Below are 19,320 nucleotides of genomic sequence, written 5' to 3' on the forward strand. Positions count from 1 at the left end.
CGCGATGACGAGTTTCGGTGTGCGGCTGCGGGATGCGATGCGTAAGCACGGACCCGTCTGTGTTGGCATCGACCCGCATCCGCCGCTGTTGCGGGCCTGGGGCCTGACCGAGGACGCCGCCGGCGTGGCGAAGTTCGCCAATGCCTGCGTCGAGGCGTTCGCAGGTCGGGTGGCCCTGGTCAAACCGCAGGTGGCGTTCTTCGAAACCTACGGTTCGGCCGGAATCATCGTGCTGGAGGAGACGATTCGCGCACTGCGTGAGGCGGGCACCCTGGTGCTCGCCGACGCCAAGCGCGGCGATATCGGCTCCACCATGGACGCCTACGCGCACGCCTGGCTCGGTGACGGCCCGCTGGCCAGCGATGCCGTCACCGTCTCGCCGTATCTCGGATTCGGTTCGCTCACACCGGCTCTGGACCTGGCCCGCGCGAACGACCGCGGCGTCTTCGTCCTCGCGGCCACCTCCAACCCGGAAGCCGCCGAACTGCAGCGCATCACCGGTCCGGACGGCCGCACCATCGCCCAGCGCATGGTCGACGACGCGGCAGCGCTCAACAATGGCGCGGACTTCGGTTCGGTCGGTGTGGTCATCGGCGCGACCCTCACCGAGTCCCCGGACCTGTCCGCCCTCAACGGCCCCATCCTCATGCCGGGTGTCGGCGCGCAGGGCGGCGGAGCCGACTCCATCCGCACCCTGGTCCCCGCAAGCGATCTCGGCGCCGTCCTGCCGAACGTCTCCCGCGAGGTCCTCAAATCCGGCCCCTCGGTCGCGGCCCTGCGAGAGCGGGTCGACCGCCTCGCCGAGGAGTTCGCCTTCCTCCAGCGTTGAGCGGTATCGCGATAAAGGTCCGCCCCCGTATCGGTTTCGATACGGGGGCGGTGCCGTGATCGGCTACGGTTGCGGAACGAGACGGCTGTTCGTGCCGAAATGCTGTGGCAGCAGCACCGATTCGCGTGTCAGTGACGGACGATCCCGCAATTCCAGCGGCCTGCTACCGCCGTGCCACGGAACAACCTGCACCAATTTCCGATCCTTGACGAAGATGTAATAGCCGGACGGTATATCACGGTCGCCTGCGCTCTCCGGAAGATTTTGCCAACATCCGGTGGTACCCGCGTTCGTATTGAGTTTGGCTTCCGAGATATTGGGGGTGACGTCTGTCATCAGATCCCAGTCATCCGCCAGCCCCGCCGCGCGCGTGATGTCGCCCAGCGCGATCGACTCCGTTCCGCCCGCGGCATTTCGCAGTGCGGGCACCAATCCCGCACTCGCCCCGAGATTCTGGATATCGGTGCGAATCTCGAGTCCGTTCGGGCAGCGTTCCGCATCGCTGTGTGCGGTATCGGTCGCCGATGTGCATCCGCTCACCAGCATCGCCAGCAATACGGCGGGTATCGAGTATCCGGTCTTCATGCTCTCCCTTGCCTGAGTCAGTGGTGCGCCGGCAATGGGATTCCGGTGCCATCGGGGACGCCGGTATCCGTCTGGGCGACTGTGTTACTCCATGCGATGACCGGGCCCTCGGGATTCACCTTGTTGACGACGATGAGCTTACCGTCGTCGATCGCCGCCGAAACCTTGGAGGCGAGTTCGTCGGCAGAAGCGCCCGGATTGGCGAGCGCGATTTGCCGCCCGATATTGTTGTTGTAGAGATCCATCGCTTCCCGGTTCGCCGGACCGCCGATGCCTTCGTGCGCCGTGGCGAACGCGTTCGCGAAACCCGCACCGTATTTGTCGGTCATCAGGGCATTCCAGTAGGCGTGGCGGAACGCATCGCCCTGCCCATCGAAAACCGAATCGCCGAATTGGCCGTCCTTCGCCGCGTTTTCGGCCTTCAGCTTGATCGCCTGGAAATCCTCGAGCGTGCTCTTGGCGAAGAGCGGGCCACCCTGCTTGACGATCAGCGCCTGCAGGATCTCCGACTCCGACTCGGTCATCGACGAAGGGTTGAAGTCCGGGTCCACCAACCGGATCGCGGCGAGCACGGCCCCGTCCGGCCACAGGACCATCTTGTCCTTGGGGATCTGGTTCTCCTGCAGGATTCGCGCCAGCTCGGGATCGGTCGGAATCACCGCCATGCCCCGCTTCACCGTGTCCGACAGGTCTTCCAAGGTCTGCTGAATCTTGGTTTCGGTGAGGTCGGTATCCCTGATCTTCGCGAGCGCGTCCTTGATATCGTCCTGCAGATCGCTGGATTCCTTTTCCTTTTCGGCGATGGCCGACAGCGGATCCCACCAGTGTTCCTTGGCAGTTTCCCAGTTCGACTTCCGGGAAGCCACATCGCCGTTGTCCTTGCAGAACAGATCCCACTTCGAGGACTTGACGTCCTCGAGCGCGTTACGAATCTTGGCGATCTCACTGCGGAACGTGCTGTTGATGGACGAGATGATGTCCGGCAGTTGCTCGATGACGTCCACGGTCTTGATTCCGTCGGACTTCTCGGTGCCGCTCTGCTCGCGGGCCTTGTCTCCGGCAGGTCCTTGGAAGTACTCGTTCGATTTGGAGTACTCGCTGTCGGCCGAGTTGAACTCGGCCTCGATCAGCGGGATCACCGCTTTCAGTTGCGTCACAACGTTATCGAGATGGGAGAGGTTCCAGGCCAGGACCCTGGGAACGGTGATCTCCGCTGATACATCGGTCATCGGGGACCCGCCTGCTCGATTTCCCCGGCATTGGTCACATCCATCGCTTCGGCTATGACAACTCCGGCATCGGTTGCCTCGGCCATCTTCCGCATACGGCCGGCGTGGTACTTCAGCACCGAATCCAGATTGCAGAGGGTTTCATCGAGTCGCTTCGCGACCTGGCACGCTTCCATATCGTTCACGGCGTTTTCGCGACTGGGCCAGCCGAGCGGAACCTTGCCCTCGATGGCAACTCCCCGGTCTCGCATATGGTTCGCGAGAGCCTTCATTTTGACGATGTCGTATTGGACCATGAATAAACGGCCTTCATCCTGAACAGTAGGGTGTTCGGAAATCGATCGTGGTTCAGATCGAATAGGTGGTGCGCAGCGGGCGGTCGGGTTCGCCCCACTCCTCATCCGCGGCGGCGGATATCGCCGGGGTGGGCGGCGGCCCGAACTTCGCGGACACCGCTGCCAACTCCCGCGTCGCGGCGGCTTCGGCCTTTTCGCATGCGAGCCGGTGTAATTCGGTGATGATGCTCGCCAACCGCGCCGTATCGGCGCCCATTGCCTGGGGAGTGAGCCGCAGTTGGGTGATCCGCTTGTACGCGTCGACTTCCAGGACGATCAGTCGCCCGGTGGCTTCCGCCTGACCCCGGACCCGGGAAATGGCGTCGTCGATAGTGGCGGCGCGCTCACCGGCGCGTTCGTCCTCGCTCATCATTCGCGGCCCCGATCCGTCATCGCCGTTATCGCCTGGCGGCTCAACTCCTCCGCCCGCATGCGCGCGGCCCGATGCTGCTCGACGATCTTGGCCGCCAGCACCTCGGGCTCGAGTTCGCGTGCGTGGGGTGAGATCAGCAGATCGGTGATTCGTCCCGTGACGTCTGCCTCCACCGCCACCATGCGGTCGGCTGACTTCGCCTGTCCTCGGATACGCGCTATCGCCTGATCGAGCTGATCCGGCGCATGGCCAGCGTTCATGGCTCCCCCAATAACTCCTTGACACGGTTCCGGCTCCCCGTCCGTGCCGACGACATTAGTGGCCGTGATCAGCTGCGACCAAGTCGATGAGTGCAGGATGCGGCACGGTTCGAGGGCGCCTCTAATAGGTGGGTGCGCAATCCAATTCACGCACCGTCCGTTTCGGTACAGTGGTACGCATGTCCGACGCGGTGCAGCCCAACGCCATTCGCCACGCTCTGATTCTCGGTGGCGGCGGTGCTTTGGGAATCTGCTGGATGACGGGCCTGGCTGTCGGGTTACGGGAGGCCGGGATCGATCTGTCGCTGGCCGATCGCGTTGTCGGGACCTCCGCGGGTGCGGTGGTGGGTTCGGTGATTACCGGGCATGGCGATTTGCGGCAGTTGGTGGCGATGCCTGCGCCGGATGTCGATGCGCCGCAGATTGATCCGGCCGGGTTCGGTGAGATCATGGGGATTCTCGCTACGCCGGGCATCAGTGGGAACGAGGCGCGGCGGCGGGCGGGGGCTCGGGCGCTGGAGATGGGGGTCGGTGATCCGGATGCGCATATCGCGCGGATAGCCGGTGTCGCAGGGGTTTCCGAGTGGTCGGAGGCGGATTTCATTGTGACCGCCGTCGATATCACCACCGGTGAACTGCAACCCTGGACCCGTGACGGTGTGGCCACGCTGCCGCAGGCGCTGGCGTCGAGTACATCGGTTCCCGGTGTCTTCCCGCCGATTCCGATCGACGGCCGCTATTACATCGACGGCGGGATGCGGTCGCCCATCAATGCCGATCTGGCGGCGGGGGCGGATTTCATGCTGATCATCGAACCGCTGGCGCATATGTTTCCGCACGCGCCGTCGGACAGTGAATTGGGTGGCGCGACAACGCTGTCCATTATTCCGGACGCGGAGACGATCGCCGTCTTCGGCGTCGACCTGTTCAATCCGGCCGCGCTGCACCCCTCGTACGAGGCGGGTTATCGCCAGGCCGCCGATGCCGCGCCGCGCCTGAAAGCGGTGTGGCCCACGCGCTGACGGCAATCGGTGAACCCGGCGCGGCGTTGCGGCCGCGCTCGTACGCTGTCGGCATGATGTCGACAGCGGAGGTGCTCGCATTGGCCGGTGTGATCCTGCTCGGGTCCATGTCACCGGGTCCGGACTGGATGATCGTCATCCGCAATGCCGCCGTCACCGGCCGTCGCGCCGGAATCGCCTGTGCCGCAGGCGTAGCCGTGGGTGTGTTCACCTGGTCCATCGTGACCGCCGTGGGCATAGCGGGGCTGCTGGCCGCCTCGGCGATGGCCTATACGGTCGTCAAGCTCGCGGGCGCGATCTACCTGGGCTACCTGGGAATTCGCGCACTGCTCGCGGCCCGGCGCGGCGAATACGCGCCCGCCACGGCCGATTCCGGCCGGGAGCGCGGTATGGGCCTGGCCTTCCGTCAGGGTCTGCTGACCAACCTGTTCAACCCCAAATGCGCCGTCTTCTTCATCGCGCTGGTCCCGCAGTTCCTTCCGGCCGATCCCACCGTGCTGAGCACCCTGGAGCTGGGCATCGTCTGCACCGTGGCCAATCTGTCCTGGTTCGCGGCCCTGGCGATCGGCGTCGGCGCGCTCCGGCACGCCTTCACCCGCCGCCGGGTCCGGCGCGCCCTGGACACGGTCATGGGCTCGGTCATGGTCGCGCTGGGCCTGCGCATCGCCGTGCAGTCCAACTGATTAGGTTTGCGCTGTGTCGAACAACAACCTGGGCCTGCTGTCCTACGCCCAAACACGTGTCCTGGTAGACGATTTCACGACGAGCTATCGCTTCTATCGCGATGTCCTGGGCCTGCCGCTCAAACACCCCGATGAGAGCGGCGCGGAACCCGCCGACGGTCCCTACGCCTGCTTCGTCGCCGGTGACGCCGATCTGGCGCTGTTCACCCGCGCGTTCATGGAGGCCGCGGTGGGTGCCGAACACCGTCCGCGCGATGGCGTGGACGCCGTCGTGGTCGTGCTCCGCGTCGCCGATGTCGATGCCGCCGCGAAGACGCTGGAAGCGCGCGGTGTCGTACTCGCCGCGGGACCGGTCGACCAGCAGGCGTGGGGTATGCGCGTGGCCCATCTGCGCGCCCCGGAGGGCACCCTGATCGAGCTCTGCCAGTACGACGATTGATCGATCGCTTGTCCTGATCGTCCCCTGACGCTGCGCTGTGGGCGAAACGCCCGGGAAGTCGCATCCTTCGGGTTTCACCCGTCTGTGACGGCGTCAGGGGTCAGCGCGCCCGATCGGGGTGGCATTAGGGGGCTGGACCTGCGGCGGGATCGCGTGTTCGAACGGTGTTCGAATGGGTCGGGTGATCCGCGACACGCGGTGCAGTTTCGCGCGACACGCCGGGAAATTCGAAGAAGTTCCAGGTCGGATGATTACAGGTGGGTCACGGTCTGAATCGGACATCGGTAACGCTGTTCCGCGCATCCGCCGAAAGCCGAAAAACCCCTGGCCACAAGGGGATTCGTACACCTTCGCGATGAGCCGCCGGACCCGGTCGGACCGGCCACCCGGATGGCCGCATTCCGCCCGGTCGTGCTCGGAATCACGCGCTGACCTGGGGGGCGGGTTCGCAATCGGGAGGCGTCGTGGGTACGGTCGCTGAGACCGCCGGGTTAGAACGGCGGGAGTACATGCAATGAACGATGAGACGGAGGAACCGTGGCCCTTCCCCAGCTGACTGACGAGCAGCGCGCCGCTGCTTTGGAGAAGGCGGCTGCCGCTCGCCGTGCTCGGGCGGAGCTCAAGGAGCGCCTGAAGCGTGGCGGTACCGATCTGAAGACGGTCCTTGCTGATGCCGAGAAGGACGAAGTTCTCGGCAAGATGAAGGTGTCGGCACTGCTCGAGGCTCTGCCGAAGGTGGGCAAGGTCAAGGCAGCCGAAATCATGAGCGAGCTCGAAATCGCTCCCACTCGCCGCCTGCGCGGACTGGGTGACCGGCAGCGTAAGGCGCTGCTGGCCCGGTTCGACTTCACGGCAGATTAATCCGAGGGTGGTCGAACACACTCGGAAGGGACGACTGGTAGTACTGGTCGGCCCCTCGGCCGTCGGCAAGTCCACTGTCGTGCGCTGCGTGCGCGAACGACTGCCCGAACTGGTTTTCAGTGTTTCGGCCACCACCCGGGCCCCCCGGCCCGGGGAGGTCGACGGTCGCGACTACCGGTTCGTGTCCCGCGAAGACTTCGACGCCATGATCACGGCGGACGAGCTCCTCGAATGGGCCGATATCCACGGTGGACTACAGCGGTCGGGTACCCCGGCCGCACCTGTGCGTGCAGCGCTCGCGACCGGACACCCGGTCCTGATCGAGGTCGACCTCGAGGGAGCGCGCTCGATCCGCAAGGCGATGCCGGAAGCCACACTGGTCTTCCTGGCCCCGCCCAGCTGGGAGGAATTGGTCTCCCGGCTCACCTCGCGAGGCACTGAATCGCCCGAGGTCATAGAGCGAAGGCTGCTCACCGCCAAGACCGAATTGGCGGCCTGTGACGAGTTCGACATCGTCATAGTGAACGACGAGGTGACGACTGCCTGTGAGCAGTTGGTATCCTTGTTCGTTAGCACAATTTCGAGGTAGTTCTCGAAAGAACAACCGGCTCATCTTCGAAGTGAGCCGGTTTCACCCTTTCACACCAACCCGCAGGAGCCTTCCAGGTGAGTACGGAAATGAAGACCGCGGCTATCTACGACACTCCGATCGGCCTGACCAACCCACCGATCGATGAACTGCTGGAGCGGACTTCGTCCAAGTACGCGCTGGTCATCTACGCGGCCAAGCGGGCCCGGCAGATCAACGATTACTACAACCAGCTCGGCGACGGCATTCTCGAATACGTCGGCCCGCTGGTCGAGCCGGGTCTGCAGGAGAAGCCGCTGTCGGTGGCCATGCGTGAGATCCACGCCGATCTGCTGGAGCACTCCGAGGGCGAATAAGCCCCCGAGAGAGTAAGAGCCAGGCAACTCTCTACGGCGCTGGAGGCGTAGTGACGACAGAATCCACCCGGGGCATGCGGTGACCCGGGTCATCGTCGGTGTCGGCGGCGGTATCGCCGCATACAAGAGTTGCGCCCTCGTGCGCCGGTTCACCGAAACCGGGCACGAGGTGCGCGTCATCCCCACCGAGGCGGCGTTGAATTTCGTCGGCAAGGCCACCTTCGAGGCGCTGTCCGGCCATCCCGTGCACACCGGAGTCTTCTCCGATGTGCCCGAGGTGCCGCATGTGCGACTCGGCCAGGAAGCCGAATTGGTGGTTATCGCCCCCGCGACGGCGGATCTCATGGCGCGTGCCGCTTCCGGCCGCGCGGACGATCTGCTCACCGCCACACTTCTCACCGCCCGATGTCCCATCCTGTTCGCGCCCGCGATGCACACCGAAATGTGGGAGCATCCCGCGACGATCGCGAACGTGGCCGCCTTGCGCGCGCACGGCGCCACCGTGATGGAGCCCGCGCACGGGCGGCTCACCGGATCCGATTCCGGCGCAGGGCGTTTGCCCGAACCGGAGGAGATCTACGCGCTCGCGGCACTGCTGCTCGAGCGCAAGGACGCGATCCCGCGTGACCTCGAGGGCCGTCGCGTCGTCGTATCCGCCGGCGGTACTCGTGAACCCCTGGACCCGGTGCGGTTCCTCGGCAATCGCAGCTCCGGTAAGCAGGGGTATGCGATCGCCCGGGTGGCCGCGCAGCGCGGTGCCCAGGTGACGCTCATCGCGGGCAACACCATCGGTATGCCCCCGCCCGCCGCGGTCGAAGTCGTGCACATCAATACCGCCGAGCAGTTGAAGGTGGCGGTCGACAAGCATTCCATCGGTGCGGACGCGGTCATCATGGCCGCCGCCGTCGCCGATTTCCGGCCGGTGAACGTTGCCGCAGCGAAGATCAAAAAGGGTGCGGACGAACCGAATTCGATCGAACTGACCAAGACCCCGGACATTCTCGCGGGTCTGGTGCAGTCGCGCCGGGACGGTCAGCTACCGGGCACCGCGATCGTGGGCTTCGCCGCCGAAACCGGTGACGAACACGCCGATGTGCTCACTCACGCGCGCGCCAAACTCGCCCGTAAGGGCTGTGATCTTTTGGTGGTCAACGCAGTTGGTGAAGGCAAAGCCTTCGAAGTAGACCATAATGATGGTTGGCTGCTCGGTGCCGATGGCACCGAGATCGCCTTGGACCACGGATCCAAGGCACTGCTGGCCAGTCGAGTGCTGGATGCGCTCGGCCCCTTGCTCCGCTGAAGCCTCGGCACCGCAGGGTTCGGACGGCTGCCAAATGACGGCAGCTGTCTGAGTCACGATATGTTCGTCACCGGAGCGTCCTCGCGCCTTGTGACGAATTTATTGGCATAACCTGAGACAAAGGGTTGTGCGGTGGTGGAGAAGCGCTACCGTGGCAGCCCGATACGAGAAACCCGTTGAGGGAGAGGGAACAACTGTGCGCACGTCTGGCAGCCGCCTATTCACCAGTGAGTCCGTGACCGAAGGTCATCCGGACAAGATCTGTGATGCCATCAGCGATTCCATCCTCGACGCGTTGCTCGCGGCCGATCCGCGCAGCCGTGTCGCGGTGGAAACCCTGGTGACCACCGGCCAGGTGCACGTGGCCGGTGAGGTCACCACTTCGGCCTACGTCGATATCCCGACGATCGTCCGCGAAAAGGTGCTGGAGATCGGATACGACTCCTCCGCAAAGGGTTTCGACGGCGCGTCCTGCGGTGTGAACATCGCCATCGGCGCGCAGTCGCCGGATATCGCGCAGGGCGTGGACACCTCGCACGAGGCCCGCGTCGGCGGCGAGGACGATGACATCGCGCGCCAGGGCGCGGGCGATCAGGGTCTGATGTTCGGTTACGCCACCATCGAGACCCCCGAGCTCATGCCGCTGCCGATCTCGCTGGCGCACAAGCTTTCCCGTCGCCTGACCGAGGTCCGCAAGTCCGGTGTGCTGCCGTACCTGCGTCCCGATGGCAAGACCCAGGTCACCATCGAATACGAGGGCGATACCCCCAAGCGCCTGGACACGGTCGTCATCTCGACCCAGCACGCGGCCGATATCGACCTGGACAACCTGCTCACCCCGGACATCCGCGAGAAGGTCGTCGACTCGGTGCTCGCCGAGCTGTCGCTGCCGAATCCGTTGGACACCTCCAACATTCGGCTGCTGGTGAACCCGACCGGCAAGTTCGTGCTCGGCGGTCCGATGGGTGACGCCGGCCTGACCGGTCGCAAGATCATCGTCGACACCTACGGCGGTATGGCTCGCCACGGTGGCGGTGCGTTCTCCGGTAAGGATCCGTCGAAGGTGGACCGTTCGGCCGCCTACGCCATGCGCTGGGTCGCCAAGAACGTCGTCGCCGCCGGTCTGTCCGAGCGCGTCGAGGTTCAGGTCGCCTACGCCATCGGCAAGGCCGCCCCCGTCGGCTTGTTCGTGGAGACCTTCGGCACCGAACTGGTCGATCCGGCCAAGATCTCGGCCGCCATCGGCGAGGTCTTCGACCTGCGTCCCGGCGCGATCATCCGCGATCTGGACCTGCTGCGCCCCATCTACGCGCCCACCGCCGCGTACGGCCACTTCGGCCGCACCGACGTGGACCTGCCCTGGGAGCGCACCGACCGCGCGGAGAAGTTGCGCGCCGCCGCCGGTCTGTAATTGGCCGACACGGGACAGGCATCGACGGGAGCGCCGAGCACGGAGACCACCTCCGAGCCCGGCGCTCCCGCCGTCGTAGCCGCCCCCCGCCCCATCGCCCGGGTCCTGCCCCTCCTCGAACCGGCACACCTGGACCGGGATTTCGACTACCTCGTTCCCCCCGAGTTCGACTCGGACGCCCAACCCGGCGTCCGAGTCCGAGTCCGCTTCTCCGGCCGCCTCATCGACGGCTACATTCTCGAACGCCTCGAAAAGACCTCCCACACAGGCAAACTCGTCCGCCTCGACCGAGTCGTCTCCCCCGAAAAGGTCCTCACCCCGGAGATCCTGCGCCTCGTCACCGCCGTCGCCGCCCGCTACGCCGGCACCCGAGCCGACGTCCTGCGCCTGGCCATCCCACCCCGCCACGCCAAAGTCGAATCCGAGGGCGCGACCCCCAAACCCGCCACTCCGAAGAAGCGCCGCGGTAAGGCCGCCACCGCGAAAGCCGTTGCCGCCGAACCCGCCCCGATCGACCTCGACGACCCAGCCGACCCGATCCAGGACAGCGCGCCCGATCAACACGACGCTCTCCCGGAAACCGCTCCGGCAGCAGTCGAATCACCGGACACGGGCATCACCGAACAGCCCACAACTGCTGTTGCGCTGGAGGAACTTTCACCGGCTGCATCCGTGTCGGACGTGGTGGAGGGCGACGCGGAACCAAACCCCGGTCTTGTTGAAGATGTTGCGGGGCAGGAAGTTTCGGAGTTGTACCCCGAATGGGGTCGGTACGCGCATGGGCATTCGTTCCTCGGAGCGGTGGCGGCTGGGCGGGGGCCGCGGGCGGCTTGGCAGGCGCTGCCGGGGGAGGATTGGGCTCGGCGGTTGGCGGAGTTGGCCGCCACGACCGTGGGGAGTGGGCGCAGTGCGATTTTGATGGTGCCGGATCAGCGGGATTTGGATCGGGTGCTCGCGGAATGTGTTGCGCTGGTGGGGGAGTCGGCGGTGGGGTTGGCGGCCGGGCTGGGGCCTTCGGCGCGGTATCGGCGGTGGCTGGCCGCGTTGCGCGGGACTGCTCGGGTGGTGGTCGGGACCCGCAGTTCGGTGTTCGCGCCGGTGAAAGATCTTGGGCTCATCGCTATTTGGGATGACGGGGATGACACCTACGCGGAGCCCCGGTCGCCCTATCCGCATGCGCGGGAAGTGGCGATGTTGCGCGCGCACGAGACCGGGGCGGCATTCGTCGCGGCCGGTTTCGCGCGCACGGCCGAGGTGCAGGCGATCGTCGAATCCGGTTGGGCCCATGACCTGCTCGCCGAACGCAGCCTGCTTCGGCAGGTGATGCCTCGTCTCATCGCCCCCGGAGACACCGACGCCGCCCTGGAACGCGACCCGATGGCACGGGCGATCCGCATCCCGGCGGCCGCGTTCATGGCCGCCCGCCGCGCACTCGCAGCGGGCGAACCCGTGTTGGTACAGGTTCCCCGCCGCGGCTACATCCCCGCCCTGTCCTGCTCGAAATGCCGCACCCCGGCCCGCTGTCGCCACTGCAACGGCCCATTGGCCTTGCCGGACAACAACATCCGCGCTTCGACGGCGGGTAAAGCCACGACGGCGCGCGGTACCGCCGCCGCATCGGATGCGGGCCGAGGTGCCGGTCGCGGGACGACCTCTGATCAGCGCGGCGCGAGTCCGGCCAGTCGGGTCCGCGCCGCCTCGCAGGGAGCCTCGGGCGCACAGGACCGGGGACCCCAGCAGAGCGGCGAGTACGAGCAGCAGGGGCTGAATTTCGAGAACGATTGGGGTGCGCCCGGTCCCGGCGCGCAAGGACGTGACGGCGGAGCGCGCCCGCGCGGTTCCGGTGGGCGCGGAAACACCACCGCGTGGGCGCAGCCGGATGATCGCGGGGCCTCCGGCGCGTGGAGCGACCCGGGTGACCGCGGGGTTTCCGGCGGCCGGGCTGCCGCAGGCGGATGGGGCGACCCCGGTGACCGCGGATCTTCCGGCGGCCGGACCGACGCGGGTGACCGTGCGGCCGCGGGCGGCTGGGGGAATCCCGGACGCGATGGTGGCGGGCGCGGTCACGGCACGGGAGCGCAGGCCCGGGGTGCGCGGGATCGGGTTGATCTGGGCGTGGCGGTGGGGGTTGGGACGCCGCGCGGGGGTGCGGAGATGGCGCACAGTCCGGCGTGCCGGTGGTGCGGGATCACCGAGGCGGCGTTTCGGTGTGGGGCCTGTGGTTCCAGGGCGCTGCGGGCCGTCGTCATCGGTGCGGCGCGGACCGCTGAAGAGTTAGGGCGGGCGTTTCCTGGTGTGCCGGTGCGCGGGTCGGGTGGGTCGGCCGTGCTGAGTTCGGTGCCGGAGGGTGCGCAGGTGGTGGTGTCCACTATCGGCGCGGAACCCTCTGTGCCGGGCGGGTATTCGGTGGCGATGCTGCTCGACGGCTGGGCGCTGCTCGGCCGTGAGGATCTGCGGGCGGCGGAGGACGCGATGCGGCGGTGGATGTCCGCGGCGGCGCTGGTGCGGCCCGGCGGTCAGGTGATCGTCATGGCGGATCCGGCACTCGCGACCGTGCAGGCGTTCCTGCGCTGGGATCCGGTGGGGCACGCGCAGTTCGAGCTGGGGGAGCGGATCGATGTGCGGTTCCCGCCCGCGGTACGCCTCGCCGCCATCGACGGTACCGCCGATTCGATCGCCGAATTGCTCACCGAGGCAAAGCTTCCCGACATGGTCGAGGTACTCGGCCCGGTCCCACTGCCACCCGGTGCGCGAAAGCCGTTCTCCTCCGGCGATTCTCCCGCCGAAGTGGAGCGCATGATCCTGCGTGTGGACCGCTCGGCCGGATCCTCGCTGTCCAAGGCGCTGAGCATCGCCCAGGCCGTGCGCAGCACCCATAAGTCGGACGACCCGCTGCGCGTGCAGATAGACCCGGTCGACATCGGCTGAGAGCGCTTGCCGCCCAGTCGGACACTGCCCGCATTTGCCGCTTTTCTCAGCGGCTGCATGCCGCTATTCGCCGGTGATCTCGTGACGTGGAAGCGCGGCCAGTGCGGTCAGCGCGTTGAGAAAGCCACGGCGGTCGGCGGCTGGGACGCGGTCGAGGAGGCGGTCTTCGCGGGCTTGGATATCGGCTTGGGCCGCGTCACGTAGTCGGCGTCCGGCCGGGGTGAGGGCGAGCAGGCGGGCGCGGCGGTCGGCGGGGTCGGGGGTGCGTTCGATGAGGCCGCGGGCTTGCAGGTCGTCGAGTACGGCGATGATGCGGGTCTTGTCCGCGCCGATCTCTTGGGCGAGCACCCCCTGTCCGCGTGCGGGTCCTTCGCCGAGGGCGAGCAGTACGACGTATGCCCACATGCTCACCCCGTGTGCCGCCAGGATCGGCTGCTCGGCCGCCATCAGCGCGCGGCCGAGGGGAACGATCATCGCTGCCAGATCCGGGCGGGTTGTCCTCATGCGGACAAGATTATGCGGCGGTGCGGTGCGGCCGTTCGATCGTGTCCGCGGCGCGGGTCAGAATCTGTTCCGCGTCGAACCGCTCGGCCAGCCACGAGTCTGTTCCAATACCGACCCTGCCCCGCCACGCCTTGACGATCGCGGTGTGCACCGGCCAGCGCACGAATCGCCGCATATCGCGTTCGGATTCCCAGACCGTGATGGATCCGCCGCGCCGTTCGGCGGGTCTGCCCCACAGCCACAGCCCGACCGCGCCCTGCATGACCGGCCAGGTCCGGCCCAGTTCCAGCCCGATCTCGTAGATGGTTCGAACCTCCTCGTCCGACCCCGCCAGGAAGTCGGTCACGCTGACGAAAACGTCACCGGAGAGGTCTTGGCGGGGTCCGGGATTCCACGGCATCAGCACGGTGCCGTCGGAGAAGAGGTCAGATTTAGTATGCATATGTAGACGATAAGCAGGTGCGTACTAAATCGGCAAGGGGTTGTGCCGGCTTCAGCGGTACGCGGGCGCGACGCGCCGAGCCCATTCGGCGTAGCTGGTCGCCGGGCGTCCCAGGACGCGCTGCACGTCCGAGCTGACCTCCTGCTCGGCCGCGGTCGGCTCGCCGAGAATCGAAAGCGTGTGATCCGCAACGGATTCCGGCATGAAGCGCAGCATGTTGACCTTGGCCTCGTCACGGGTCAACTCGACGAACCGCAGCGGTTCCCCGAGCGCGGCCGCCAGCGCCTCCGCCTGTTCCCGCGGCGTGATCACCGCGGGCCCCGTCACCGTGTACGCCCGCCCGTGATGCCCGTCCTCGCGCAGTGCGGCCGCTGCCACCGCCGCGATATCGCCCGGATCGACCACCGGCAGCCCCACATCCCCGAACGGTGCGGGCACCATGCGCTGGGTCCGAACGGGTTCGATCCACGCGAAGGTATTGCTGGCGAACGCACCCGGTCGCACCGAGGTCCACTCCAGATCCGATGCCGCCAAAGCCTTTTCGAACGCGATGGTGCGGGCATAGCCCGCGCTCTCGGCTCGTGTCACCGCACCCTGCGAGGACAGGAACACCACCCGCCGAACACCTTGCGCGGCAAGGGTTTCGAGAATCTCCTCCGGTTCGGGCCCGGATACCAGCTGCTCACCGGTGATGAGCAGGAACAGTGCGTCCGCTCCGGCCGCGACCTCGGCCAGGCTGGCGAGATCGCCCACATCGCCGGTGCGGTGCTCGACGCCTTCGGGCAGTTCCACCGGCTTGGTGCCGCGCGATACCGCGACCACCTTCTCGCCCGCATCGGCGAGGATCCGAACCACGGTGCTGCCGACATTGCCCGTTGCTCCGGTTACCACGATCATTTCCGCTCCTGAGTTAGTTGACTGACTAACAAGACCGTAGAGCACTCGACCGGCGGTTGTCTATAGTGAGTTGTATGACTAACTCAGTGGGTCGCGGCGCGGGTAAACGCGAGCGGCTGGCCGACGCGGCCGCCAAGGTCTTCCACGAACAAGGCGTGGAGAAGACCACCATCGCCGATATCGCGCGCGCCGCCGAGGTGCCGGTGGGAAACGTCTACTACTACTTCAAGACCAAGGATCAGCTGGTCCAGGCGGCGATCGGCGCGCACGACCGCACCGCGAAGGAGATCATCGCGGCCCTGGAGCAGTTCGACAGCCCGGCCGAGCGACTCAAGGCGCTGGTGCGCGGCTGGGTCGATCAGCGCGATACCGCCGTCCAATTCGGTTGCCCCTCCGGCAGTCTCGCCACCGAACTGGATAAGCGCGCCGACGGCCTGGATCAGGAGCTGGCCGACGTCATGCGCGGCCTGCTGGACTGGATCGAATCCCAGTTCGCGGCAATGGGTCGCGACGATGCCCGGGAACTCGCGGTCGCGCTCTTCGCGTCCTATCAGGGAATCTCACTGCTCACCAACACATTCCGCGATCCGGACATGATGGCGGGGGAGGGGCAGCGCCTGGAGCGCTGGATCGATTCCCTGGCTTGAGCGCCCGCAATTCTCCGAGCCCTGGAATTGGGTTGTGGGAGAGTCGGCTCAGCTCAGCGTGGGTTGCGCCGGGCGCACACTCCAGCGGCCGTCCGAGCGAACGATCCGCACGGGGTGATCGAAGGCGTCGCTGATGTGCTCGGTCGTGACCACCTCATCAACGCGTCCGCTCACCAGGGCGCGACCATCGCGCAGCAGCATGGCATGCGTGGCCCCCGGCGGGAGCTCCTCGAGATGGTGAGTGACCAGCACCGACGCGAGCTCGGGGTGCGCATGCTGAAGCAGGTCGATTCGCTCCAGAAGTTGTTCGCGCCCAGCGAGATCGAGCCCGGTGGCGGGCTCGTCCAACAGCAGCAGTCGCGGTCTCGGCATGAGCGCGCGTGCGATGAGCGCTCGCCCGCGCTGCCCCTGCGACAGAATCGGCCAGGGCGCGTCATGCCGATGTGCGAGGCCGAGCATCTCGATCAGCCGATCGGCTTCGGCGAGCTGTTCGGCGCTGGGCTGCCAGCGCGGCACCAGCTCCGCGGTATTGGTGATGCCCGTCAGCACGACCTCGTGCACTGTCAATGGACTGCGCGGCGCATGCCGCGGGTCGACATGCCCGATGGCCGTGCGCAATTCGCGCATATCCACCCGCCCGAGGCGTTTGCCGAGCACTTCCACGCTCCCGCGCGTGGGATGCTCGAAGGCCCCCAGCATGCGCAGCAGGGTGGTCTTACCCGCCCCGTTCGGCCCCAGCAGCGCCCAGTGTTCGCCCGCGCGCACGGTCAATGAAACCGCTTGCAGGATAGCGTTTCCATCCCGCACGACATCGACCGCGTCGACCTGGAGCACCGGGTAGTCCGTCATCCCACAACCGTAGCAAAGTCCTCAGACAAGTTGAGGAGTGCGAGCAACGCCACAGTGCGCCGGAAACCCGCTGTGTAGGGTGGCGATATGGCGATCGAGGCGGTTCTCTTCGACTTCTCCGGCACCGTATTCCGATTCGAGGAATCGGAATACCAGAACGCCGATCTGACCGACGGCGACGGTCGTCCCCTCGATACCCACGAGGTCGCCGCCATCATGCGCGCGATGACCGCCCCGGTCGGCCAATTCGTCGAACTCGACGAGGAGGGTCAATACGCTTGGGAGCGAAGGGATCTCGATCCCGCCCTGCATCGCATCGCCTATATGCAGACCCTCACCCGCAAGGGTGTGCCGGAGGTGCCGGCCACGCAGATCTACGAGCGCATGCTCGACGCGGTGATGTGGACCCCCTACCCCGATACCGGTGAGGTCCTGCACGCACTTCATGAACGCGGTGTGCCGGTGGCCATCGTCAGCAATATCGCCTGGGATATCCGCCCGGCATTCAGCAGCCGGGGCTGGGACGGCTATATCGACGAGTTCACCCTCTCCTTCGAAGTGGGTGCGGTGAAGCCGGACCCGCGCATCTTCGAATCCGCTCTCACCAGCCTGGGCGTCGCCCCCGGGCGGGCTCTGATGATCGGTGACAGCGCCGAAGCCGACGGCGGCGCAACGGCTCTCGGCTGCGAGTTCGCGCTGGTGGATCCGGTGTCGGTGCTGGATCGCCCGAGCGCCCTGCGCGATATCGTCGCCTCGCGCGGTTTGATCGCCCGTCCCGCCTAACCAACCAAACCGGCAGGTTCGTGTCCCAGGACACACTTGCTGGCGACAGATTGCCGATATATCGTTGATAGCGTCAAGAACAACGACGAAGCCTTGAGGAGGCACACCATGGAACGCATGGAGAACTTTGACAACAGGGGCCGCGGGCCCTGGCGGCGACTGCGTAGCGATGAGCAGCAGGGCCCCGAACACCCGCGGATGCGACGCGGTGGACGCGGCGAATTCGGCCCGCGTGAGAACGGTCCGCATCGCCACGGTCACGGCCGTGGTTTCGGTCCGGAATTCGGTCCCGGCGGTTTCGGCCCGGGTGGTTTCGGTCCCGGTGGCGGCCCGCACTTCGGTCGTGGACGCGGTCGCGGTGGACGTGGTCGTCGCGGTGATGTCCGCGCCGCCATCCTGCTGCTGCTGCAGGAGCGGCCCATGCACGGCTACGAGCTGATCCAGCAGATCCGCGAGAAGAGCCAGGACGTATGGCGTCCGAGCCCGGGTTCCATCTACCCCGCGCTGTCGCAGCTCGAGGACGAGGGTTTGGTCATCATCGAGAAGGTGGCCGGTCGCAAGACCGCCAAGCTCACCGAGGCCGGTACCGCGTATCTGGAGGAGAACCGCGCTGAACTGGGCGATCCCTGGCAGGACGTCAAGGACGGCGTCGGCGATCAGGCGCTCGATCTGCGCGCGCTGATCGGTCAGCTCATGGGTGCGGCCGCTCAGGTCGCCGCGGCGGGCACACCGGATCAGGCCGCCAAGGCCGCGGAGGTACTCACCGAGGCGCGCCGGTCGCTCTACCGGATCCTCGCCGAAGACGACACACCCGAAAAGTAGTGGGGTCACAACACCGCAACCTGGTAGGCATTGTGACCGCTCACAAGCGATCATTCCTATATGGGAATTCGGAGGAGCCGGTCGCGAAAGTCGCTGTTGCGCAGCGTCGCACCGGTCGGGGTGATGGTGCTCGGGGTTATTGCGGGTATGACGGCGATGCCGGTCGAATCGGCGGCACAGCCCTCGGGGCAGCCGGTGGCAGGGACGATCTTCTTTCTGCCGCCGGTGGTGCCGACCGAACCCGGCCCGCCGCAGGACGGTCCGCTCGCGGCCGCCAACTATTTGAAGCTGCATCCGAACGCGACGCCGGAGGGGACGAACAACTTCGCGTGCAAGCCGAACGCTGACCATCCGCGTCCGGTGGTTCTGGCACACGGCACAGATTCCTCGGCCTATTCCGACTTCTCGGTCATCGGCCCGCAACTCGTGCAGGCCGGATTCTGTGTTTTCGCGGTGAACTACGGCGGTAAGCCGGGCGGTAAGAGCTACGGCACCGAGGATGTGTGGGCCAGTTCGGCGCAGATCGGAGCGTTCGTCGATCAGGTGCTCGCCGCGACCGGGGCCGCCAAGGTCGATATGGTCGGATTCTCGCAGGGCGCCAGCGTAACTCGCTATTTCATCAACAAACTCGACGGTGCGGCCAAGGTCGGCCAGTGGGTCGGCGTGGCCTCACCCAGCTACGGCGGTGTCATGTACGGCCTGGTGCCCGTGGCTCAGCAGGTGCCCGCGCTGTACACCGTTGCCGAACTGTTCAGTTCCGTCGCGGCGGTCCAGCAGGCGGCCGGTTCGGCGTTCATCACCGAGCTGAACGCGGGTGGTGACACCGTCCCCGGCGTGCGCTACACCACAATCGGCAGCCGGGTCGATGAGATGATCCAGCCCTTCGAGAACATCGCCCTGCGCGGTGCCGACGCGACCAATGTGGTGTTGCAGGACCTGTGCGCGGTGAACAAGACCGGACACTTCCACGAGGTCTACGACCCATATGTGCAGCAGTTGGTGCGCAATGCGCTCGATCCGGACCATGCGGTGACACCGGCCTGCGTGCCGGTCGCGCTGGGCACCGGTATCAGTGAAGTGGTGCTGGCGGCACATTCCTGAGGTGGTCGCGGCCCGGTGCGCGGCGTGGCGGTTCGTTCTTATCCGTAAAATGAGACGACCGTATTCGTTCGCACC

The 19,320-nt window shown here is 66.4% G+C and carries 24 protein-coding genes; 15 read left to right on the forward strand and 9 right to left on the reverse strand.

What is annotated here, in order from left to right; genetic code table 11:
• The first annotated feature begins 4 nt into the window (after window positions 1-4).
• Entirely contained in the window at window positions 5-829 is an 825-nt protein-coding gene (gene pyrF, locus AB0L82_RS07770; RefSeq protein ID WP_364632475.1) for an orotidine-5'-phosphate decarboxylase, read from the forward strand.
• Window positions 830-892: 63 nt separating this feature from the next.
• Here pyrF and AB0L82_RS07775 read toward each other — a convergent pair whose 3' ends face one another.
• Entirely contained in the window at window positions 893-1,261 is a 369-nt protein-coding gene (locus AB0L82_RS07775; RefSeq protein ID WP_364632477.1) for a hypothetical protein, read from the reverse strand.
• 31 nt (window positions 1,262-1,292) lie between these two features.
• Between AB0L82_RS07775 and AB0L82_RS07780 the strand changes: the two genes are divergently transcribed.
• Window positions 1,293-1,430: a hypothetical protein gene (locus AB0L82_RS07780; protein WP_364632479.1), complete on the forward strand. Its 138-nt coding sequence runs from the start codon at window positions 1,293-1,295 to the stop codon at window positions 1,428-1,430.
• A 1-nt stretch (window position 1,431) separates the two neighbouring features.
• Here the strand turns inward: AB0L82_RS07780 and AB0L82_RS07785 are convergent, their stop codons facing one another.
• The 4 genes from AB0L82_RS07785 to AB0L82_RS07800 are packed head-to-tail and all read right to left on the reverse strand — an operon-like array spanning window position 1,432 to window position 3,611.
• Window positions 1,432-2,643 (reverse strand): hypothetical protein, encoded by a 1,212-nt coding sequence (locus tag AB0L82_RS07785; RefSeq protein WP_364632481.1) that lies wholly within the window; start codon window positions 2,641-2,643, stop codon window positions 1,432-1,434.
• Window positions 2,640-2,939 carry a hypothetical protein gene (locus AB0L82_RS07790; protein WP_364632483.1) on the reverse strand — a complete coding sequence of 100 codons (300 nt, stop codon included), beginning with the start codon at window positions 2,937-2,939 and terminating at the stop codon, window positions 2,640-2,642. Before AB0L82_RS07790 ends, AB0L82_RS07785 begins: the two co-directional genes overlap by 4 nt.
• Window positions 2,940-2,991: 52 nt before the next feature.
• Window positions 2,992-3,348 (reverse strand): YbaB/EbfC family nucleoid-associated protein, encoded by a 357-nt coding sequence (locus AB0L82_RS07795; protein WP_364632485.1) that lies wholly within the window; start codon window positions 3,346-3,348, stop codon window positions 2,992-2,994.
• Window positions 3,348-3,611 carry a YbaB/EbfC family nucleoid-associated protein gene (locus tag AB0L82_RS07800; protein ID WP_364632486.1) on the reverse strand — a complete coding sequence of 88 codons (264 nt, stop codon included), beginning with the start codon at window positions 3,609-3,611 and terminating at the stop codon, window positions 3,348-3,350. Before AB0L82_RS07800 ends, AB0L82_RS07795 begins: the two co-directional genes overlap by 1 nt.
• A 179-nt stretch (window positions 3,612-3,790) precedes the next feature.
• Here AB0L82_RS07800 and AB0L82_RS07805 point away from each other — a divergent pair, with 179 nt between their 5' ends.
• The 9 genes from AB0L82_RS07805 (at window position 3,791) to AB0L82_RS07845 (ending at window position 13,200) form a co-directional block, all read left to right on the forward strand.
• A complete protein-coding gene (locus AB0L82_RS07805) occupies window positions 3,791-4,633 on the forward strand; it encodes a patatin-like phospholipase family protein (protein ID WP_364632489.1) in 843 nt (280 codons plus the stop codon).
• A 53-nt stretch (window positions 4,634-4,686) separates the two neighbouring features.
• The gene (locus AB0L82_RS07810; RefSeq protein ID WP_364632491.1) at window positions 4,687-5,316 is read left to right on the forward strand and encodes a LysE family translocator; all 630 of its coding nucleotides are present in this window, start codon (window positions 4,687-4,689) and stop codon (window positions 5,314-5,316) included.
• Window positions 5,317-5,329: 13 nt separating this feature from the next.
• The gene (locus AB0L82_RS07815) at window positions 5,330-5,755 is read left to right on the forward strand and encodes a VOC family protein (RefSeq protein ID WP_364632493.1); all 426 of its coding nucleotides are present in this window, start codon (window positions 5,330-5,332) and stop codon (window positions 5,753-5,755) included.
• 537 nt (window positions 5,756-6,292) lie between these two features.
• Window positions 6,293-6,616, forward strand: a complete 324-nt coding sequence (gene mihF / locus AB0L82_RS07820) for an integration host factor, actinobacterial type (protein ID WP_067571887.1) — start codon at window positions 6,293-6,295, stop codon at window positions 6,614-6,616.
• Between the two features lie 7 nt (window positions 6,617-6,623).
• Complete coding sequence (gmk, locus tag AB0L82_RS07825) at window positions 6,624-7,205, forward strand: guanylate kinase (RefSeq protein WP_364632496.1); 582 nt, start codon at window positions 6,624-6,626, stop codon at window positions 7,203-7,205.
• Window positions 7,206-7,294: 89 nt separating this feature from the next.
• The gene (rpoZ, locus tag AB0L82_RS07830) at window positions 7,295-7,561 is read left to right on the forward strand and encodes a DNA-directed RNA polymerase subunit omega (protein WP_067571890.1); all 267 of its coding nucleotides are present in this window, start codon (window positions 7,295-7,297) and stop codon (window positions 7,559-7,561) included.
• 79 nt (window positions 7,562-7,640) lie between these two features.
• Window positions 7,641-8,861 carry a bifunctional phosphopantothenoylcysteine decarboxylase/phosphopantothenate--cysteine ligase CoaBC gene (gene coaBC, locus AB0L82_RS07835; protein ID WP_364632498.1) on the forward strand — a complete coding sequence of 407 codons (1,221 nt, stop codon included), beginning with the start codon at window positions 7,641-7,643 and terminating at the stop codon, window positions 8,859-8,861.
• Window positions 8,862-9,057: 196 nt separating this feature from the next.
• Window positions 9,058-10,272: a methionine adenosyltransferase gene (gene metK / locus AB0L82_RS07840; protein ID WP_364632501.1), complete on the forward strand. Its 1,215-nt coding sequence runs from the start codon at window positions 9,058-9,060 to the stop codon at window positions 10,270-10,272.
• 93 nt (window positions 10,273-10,365) lie between these two features.
• Window positions 10,366-13,200, forward strand: a complete 2,835-nt coding sequence (locus tag AB0L82_RS07845; RefSeq protein ID WP_364632835.1) for a primosomal protein N' — start codon at window positions 10,366-10,368, stop codon at window positions 13,198-13,200.
• A 63-nt stretch (window positions 13,201-13,263) separates the two neighbouring features.
• Here the strand turns inward: AB0L82_RS07845 and AB0L82_RS07850 are convergent, their stop codons facing one another.
• From AB0L82_RS07850 to AB0L82_RS07860, 3 genes are read right to left on the reverse strand one after another with little or no spacing between them, the layout of a single operon-like run.
• Window positions 13,264-13,704: a MarR family winged helix-turn-helix transcriptional regulator gene (locus tag AB0L82_RS07850; protein WP_364632503.1), complete on the reverse strand. Its 441-nt coding sequence runs from the start codon at window positions 13,702-13,704 to the stop codon at window positions 13,264-13,266.
• 10 nt (window positions 13,705-13,714) lie between these two features.
• Window positions 13,715-14,146, reverse strand: coding sequence for a hypothetical protein (locus AB0L82_RS07855; protein ID WP_364632505.1), 432 nt, complete (start codon window positions 14,144-14,146; stop codon window positions 13,715-13,717).
• Window positions 14,147-14,197: 51 nt separating this feature from the next.
• A complete protein-coding gene (locus AB0L82_RS07860; RefSeq protein WP_364632507.1) occupies window positions 14,198-15,043 on the reverse strand; it encodes an NAD(P)H-binding protein in 846 nt (281 codons plus the stop codon).
• Between the two features lie 74 nt (window positions 15,044-15,117).
• On the opposite strand from AB0L82_RS07860, the gene AB0L82_RS07865 reads away from it, so the two are divergent.
• Complete coding sequence (locus AB0L82_RS07865) at window positions 15,118-15,690, forward strand: TetR/AcrR family transcriptional regulator (protein WP_364632509.1); 573 nt, start codon at window positions 15,118-15,120, stop codon at window positions 15,688-15,690.
• A 48-nt stretch (window positions 15,691-15,738) separates the two neighbouring features.
• Here AB0L82_RS07865 and AB0L82_RS07870 read toward each other — a convergent pair whose 3' ends face one another.
• Window positions 15,739-16,539, reverse strand: coding sequence for an ATP-binding cassette domain-containing protein (locus AB0L82_RS07870; protein ID WP_364632511.1), 801 nt, complete (start codon window positions 16,537-16,539; stop codon window positions 15,739-15,741).
• 87 nt (window positions 16,540-16,626) lie between these two features.
• Between AB0L82_RS07870 and AB0L82_RS07875 the strand changes: the two genes are divergently transcribed.
• From AB0L82_RS07875 to AB0L82_RS07885, 3 genes are all read left to right on the forward strand, one after another.
• A complete protein-coding gene (locus AB0L82_RS07875) occupies window positions 16,627-17,322 on the forward strand; it encodes an HAD-IA family hydrolase (RefSeq protein ID WP_364632513.1) in 696 nt (231 codons plus the stop codon).
• Between the two features lie 198 nt (window positions 17,323-17,520).
• Entirely contained in the window at window positions 17,521-18,144 is a 624-nt protein-coding gene (locus tag AB0L82_RS07880; RefSeq protein WP_364632837.1) for a PadR family transcriptional regulator, read from the forward strand.
• A 60-nt stretch (window positions 18,145-18,204) separates the two neighbouring features.
• The gene (locus AB0L82_RS07885; RefSeq protein ID WP_364632515.1) at window positions 18,205-19,245 is read left to right on the forward strand and encodes an alpha/beta fold hydrolase; all 1,041 of its coding nucleotides are present in this window, start codon (window positions 18,205-18,207) and stop codon (window positions 19,243-19,245) included.
• Window positions 19,246-19,320 lie beyond the last annotated feature (75 nt).

Source organism: Nocardia sp. NPDC052001, from assembly GCF_040680615.1.
In the GTDB taxonomy this organism is placed as follows: Bacteria; Actinomycetota; Actinomycetes; order Mycobacteriales; family Mycobacteriaceae; genus Nocardia.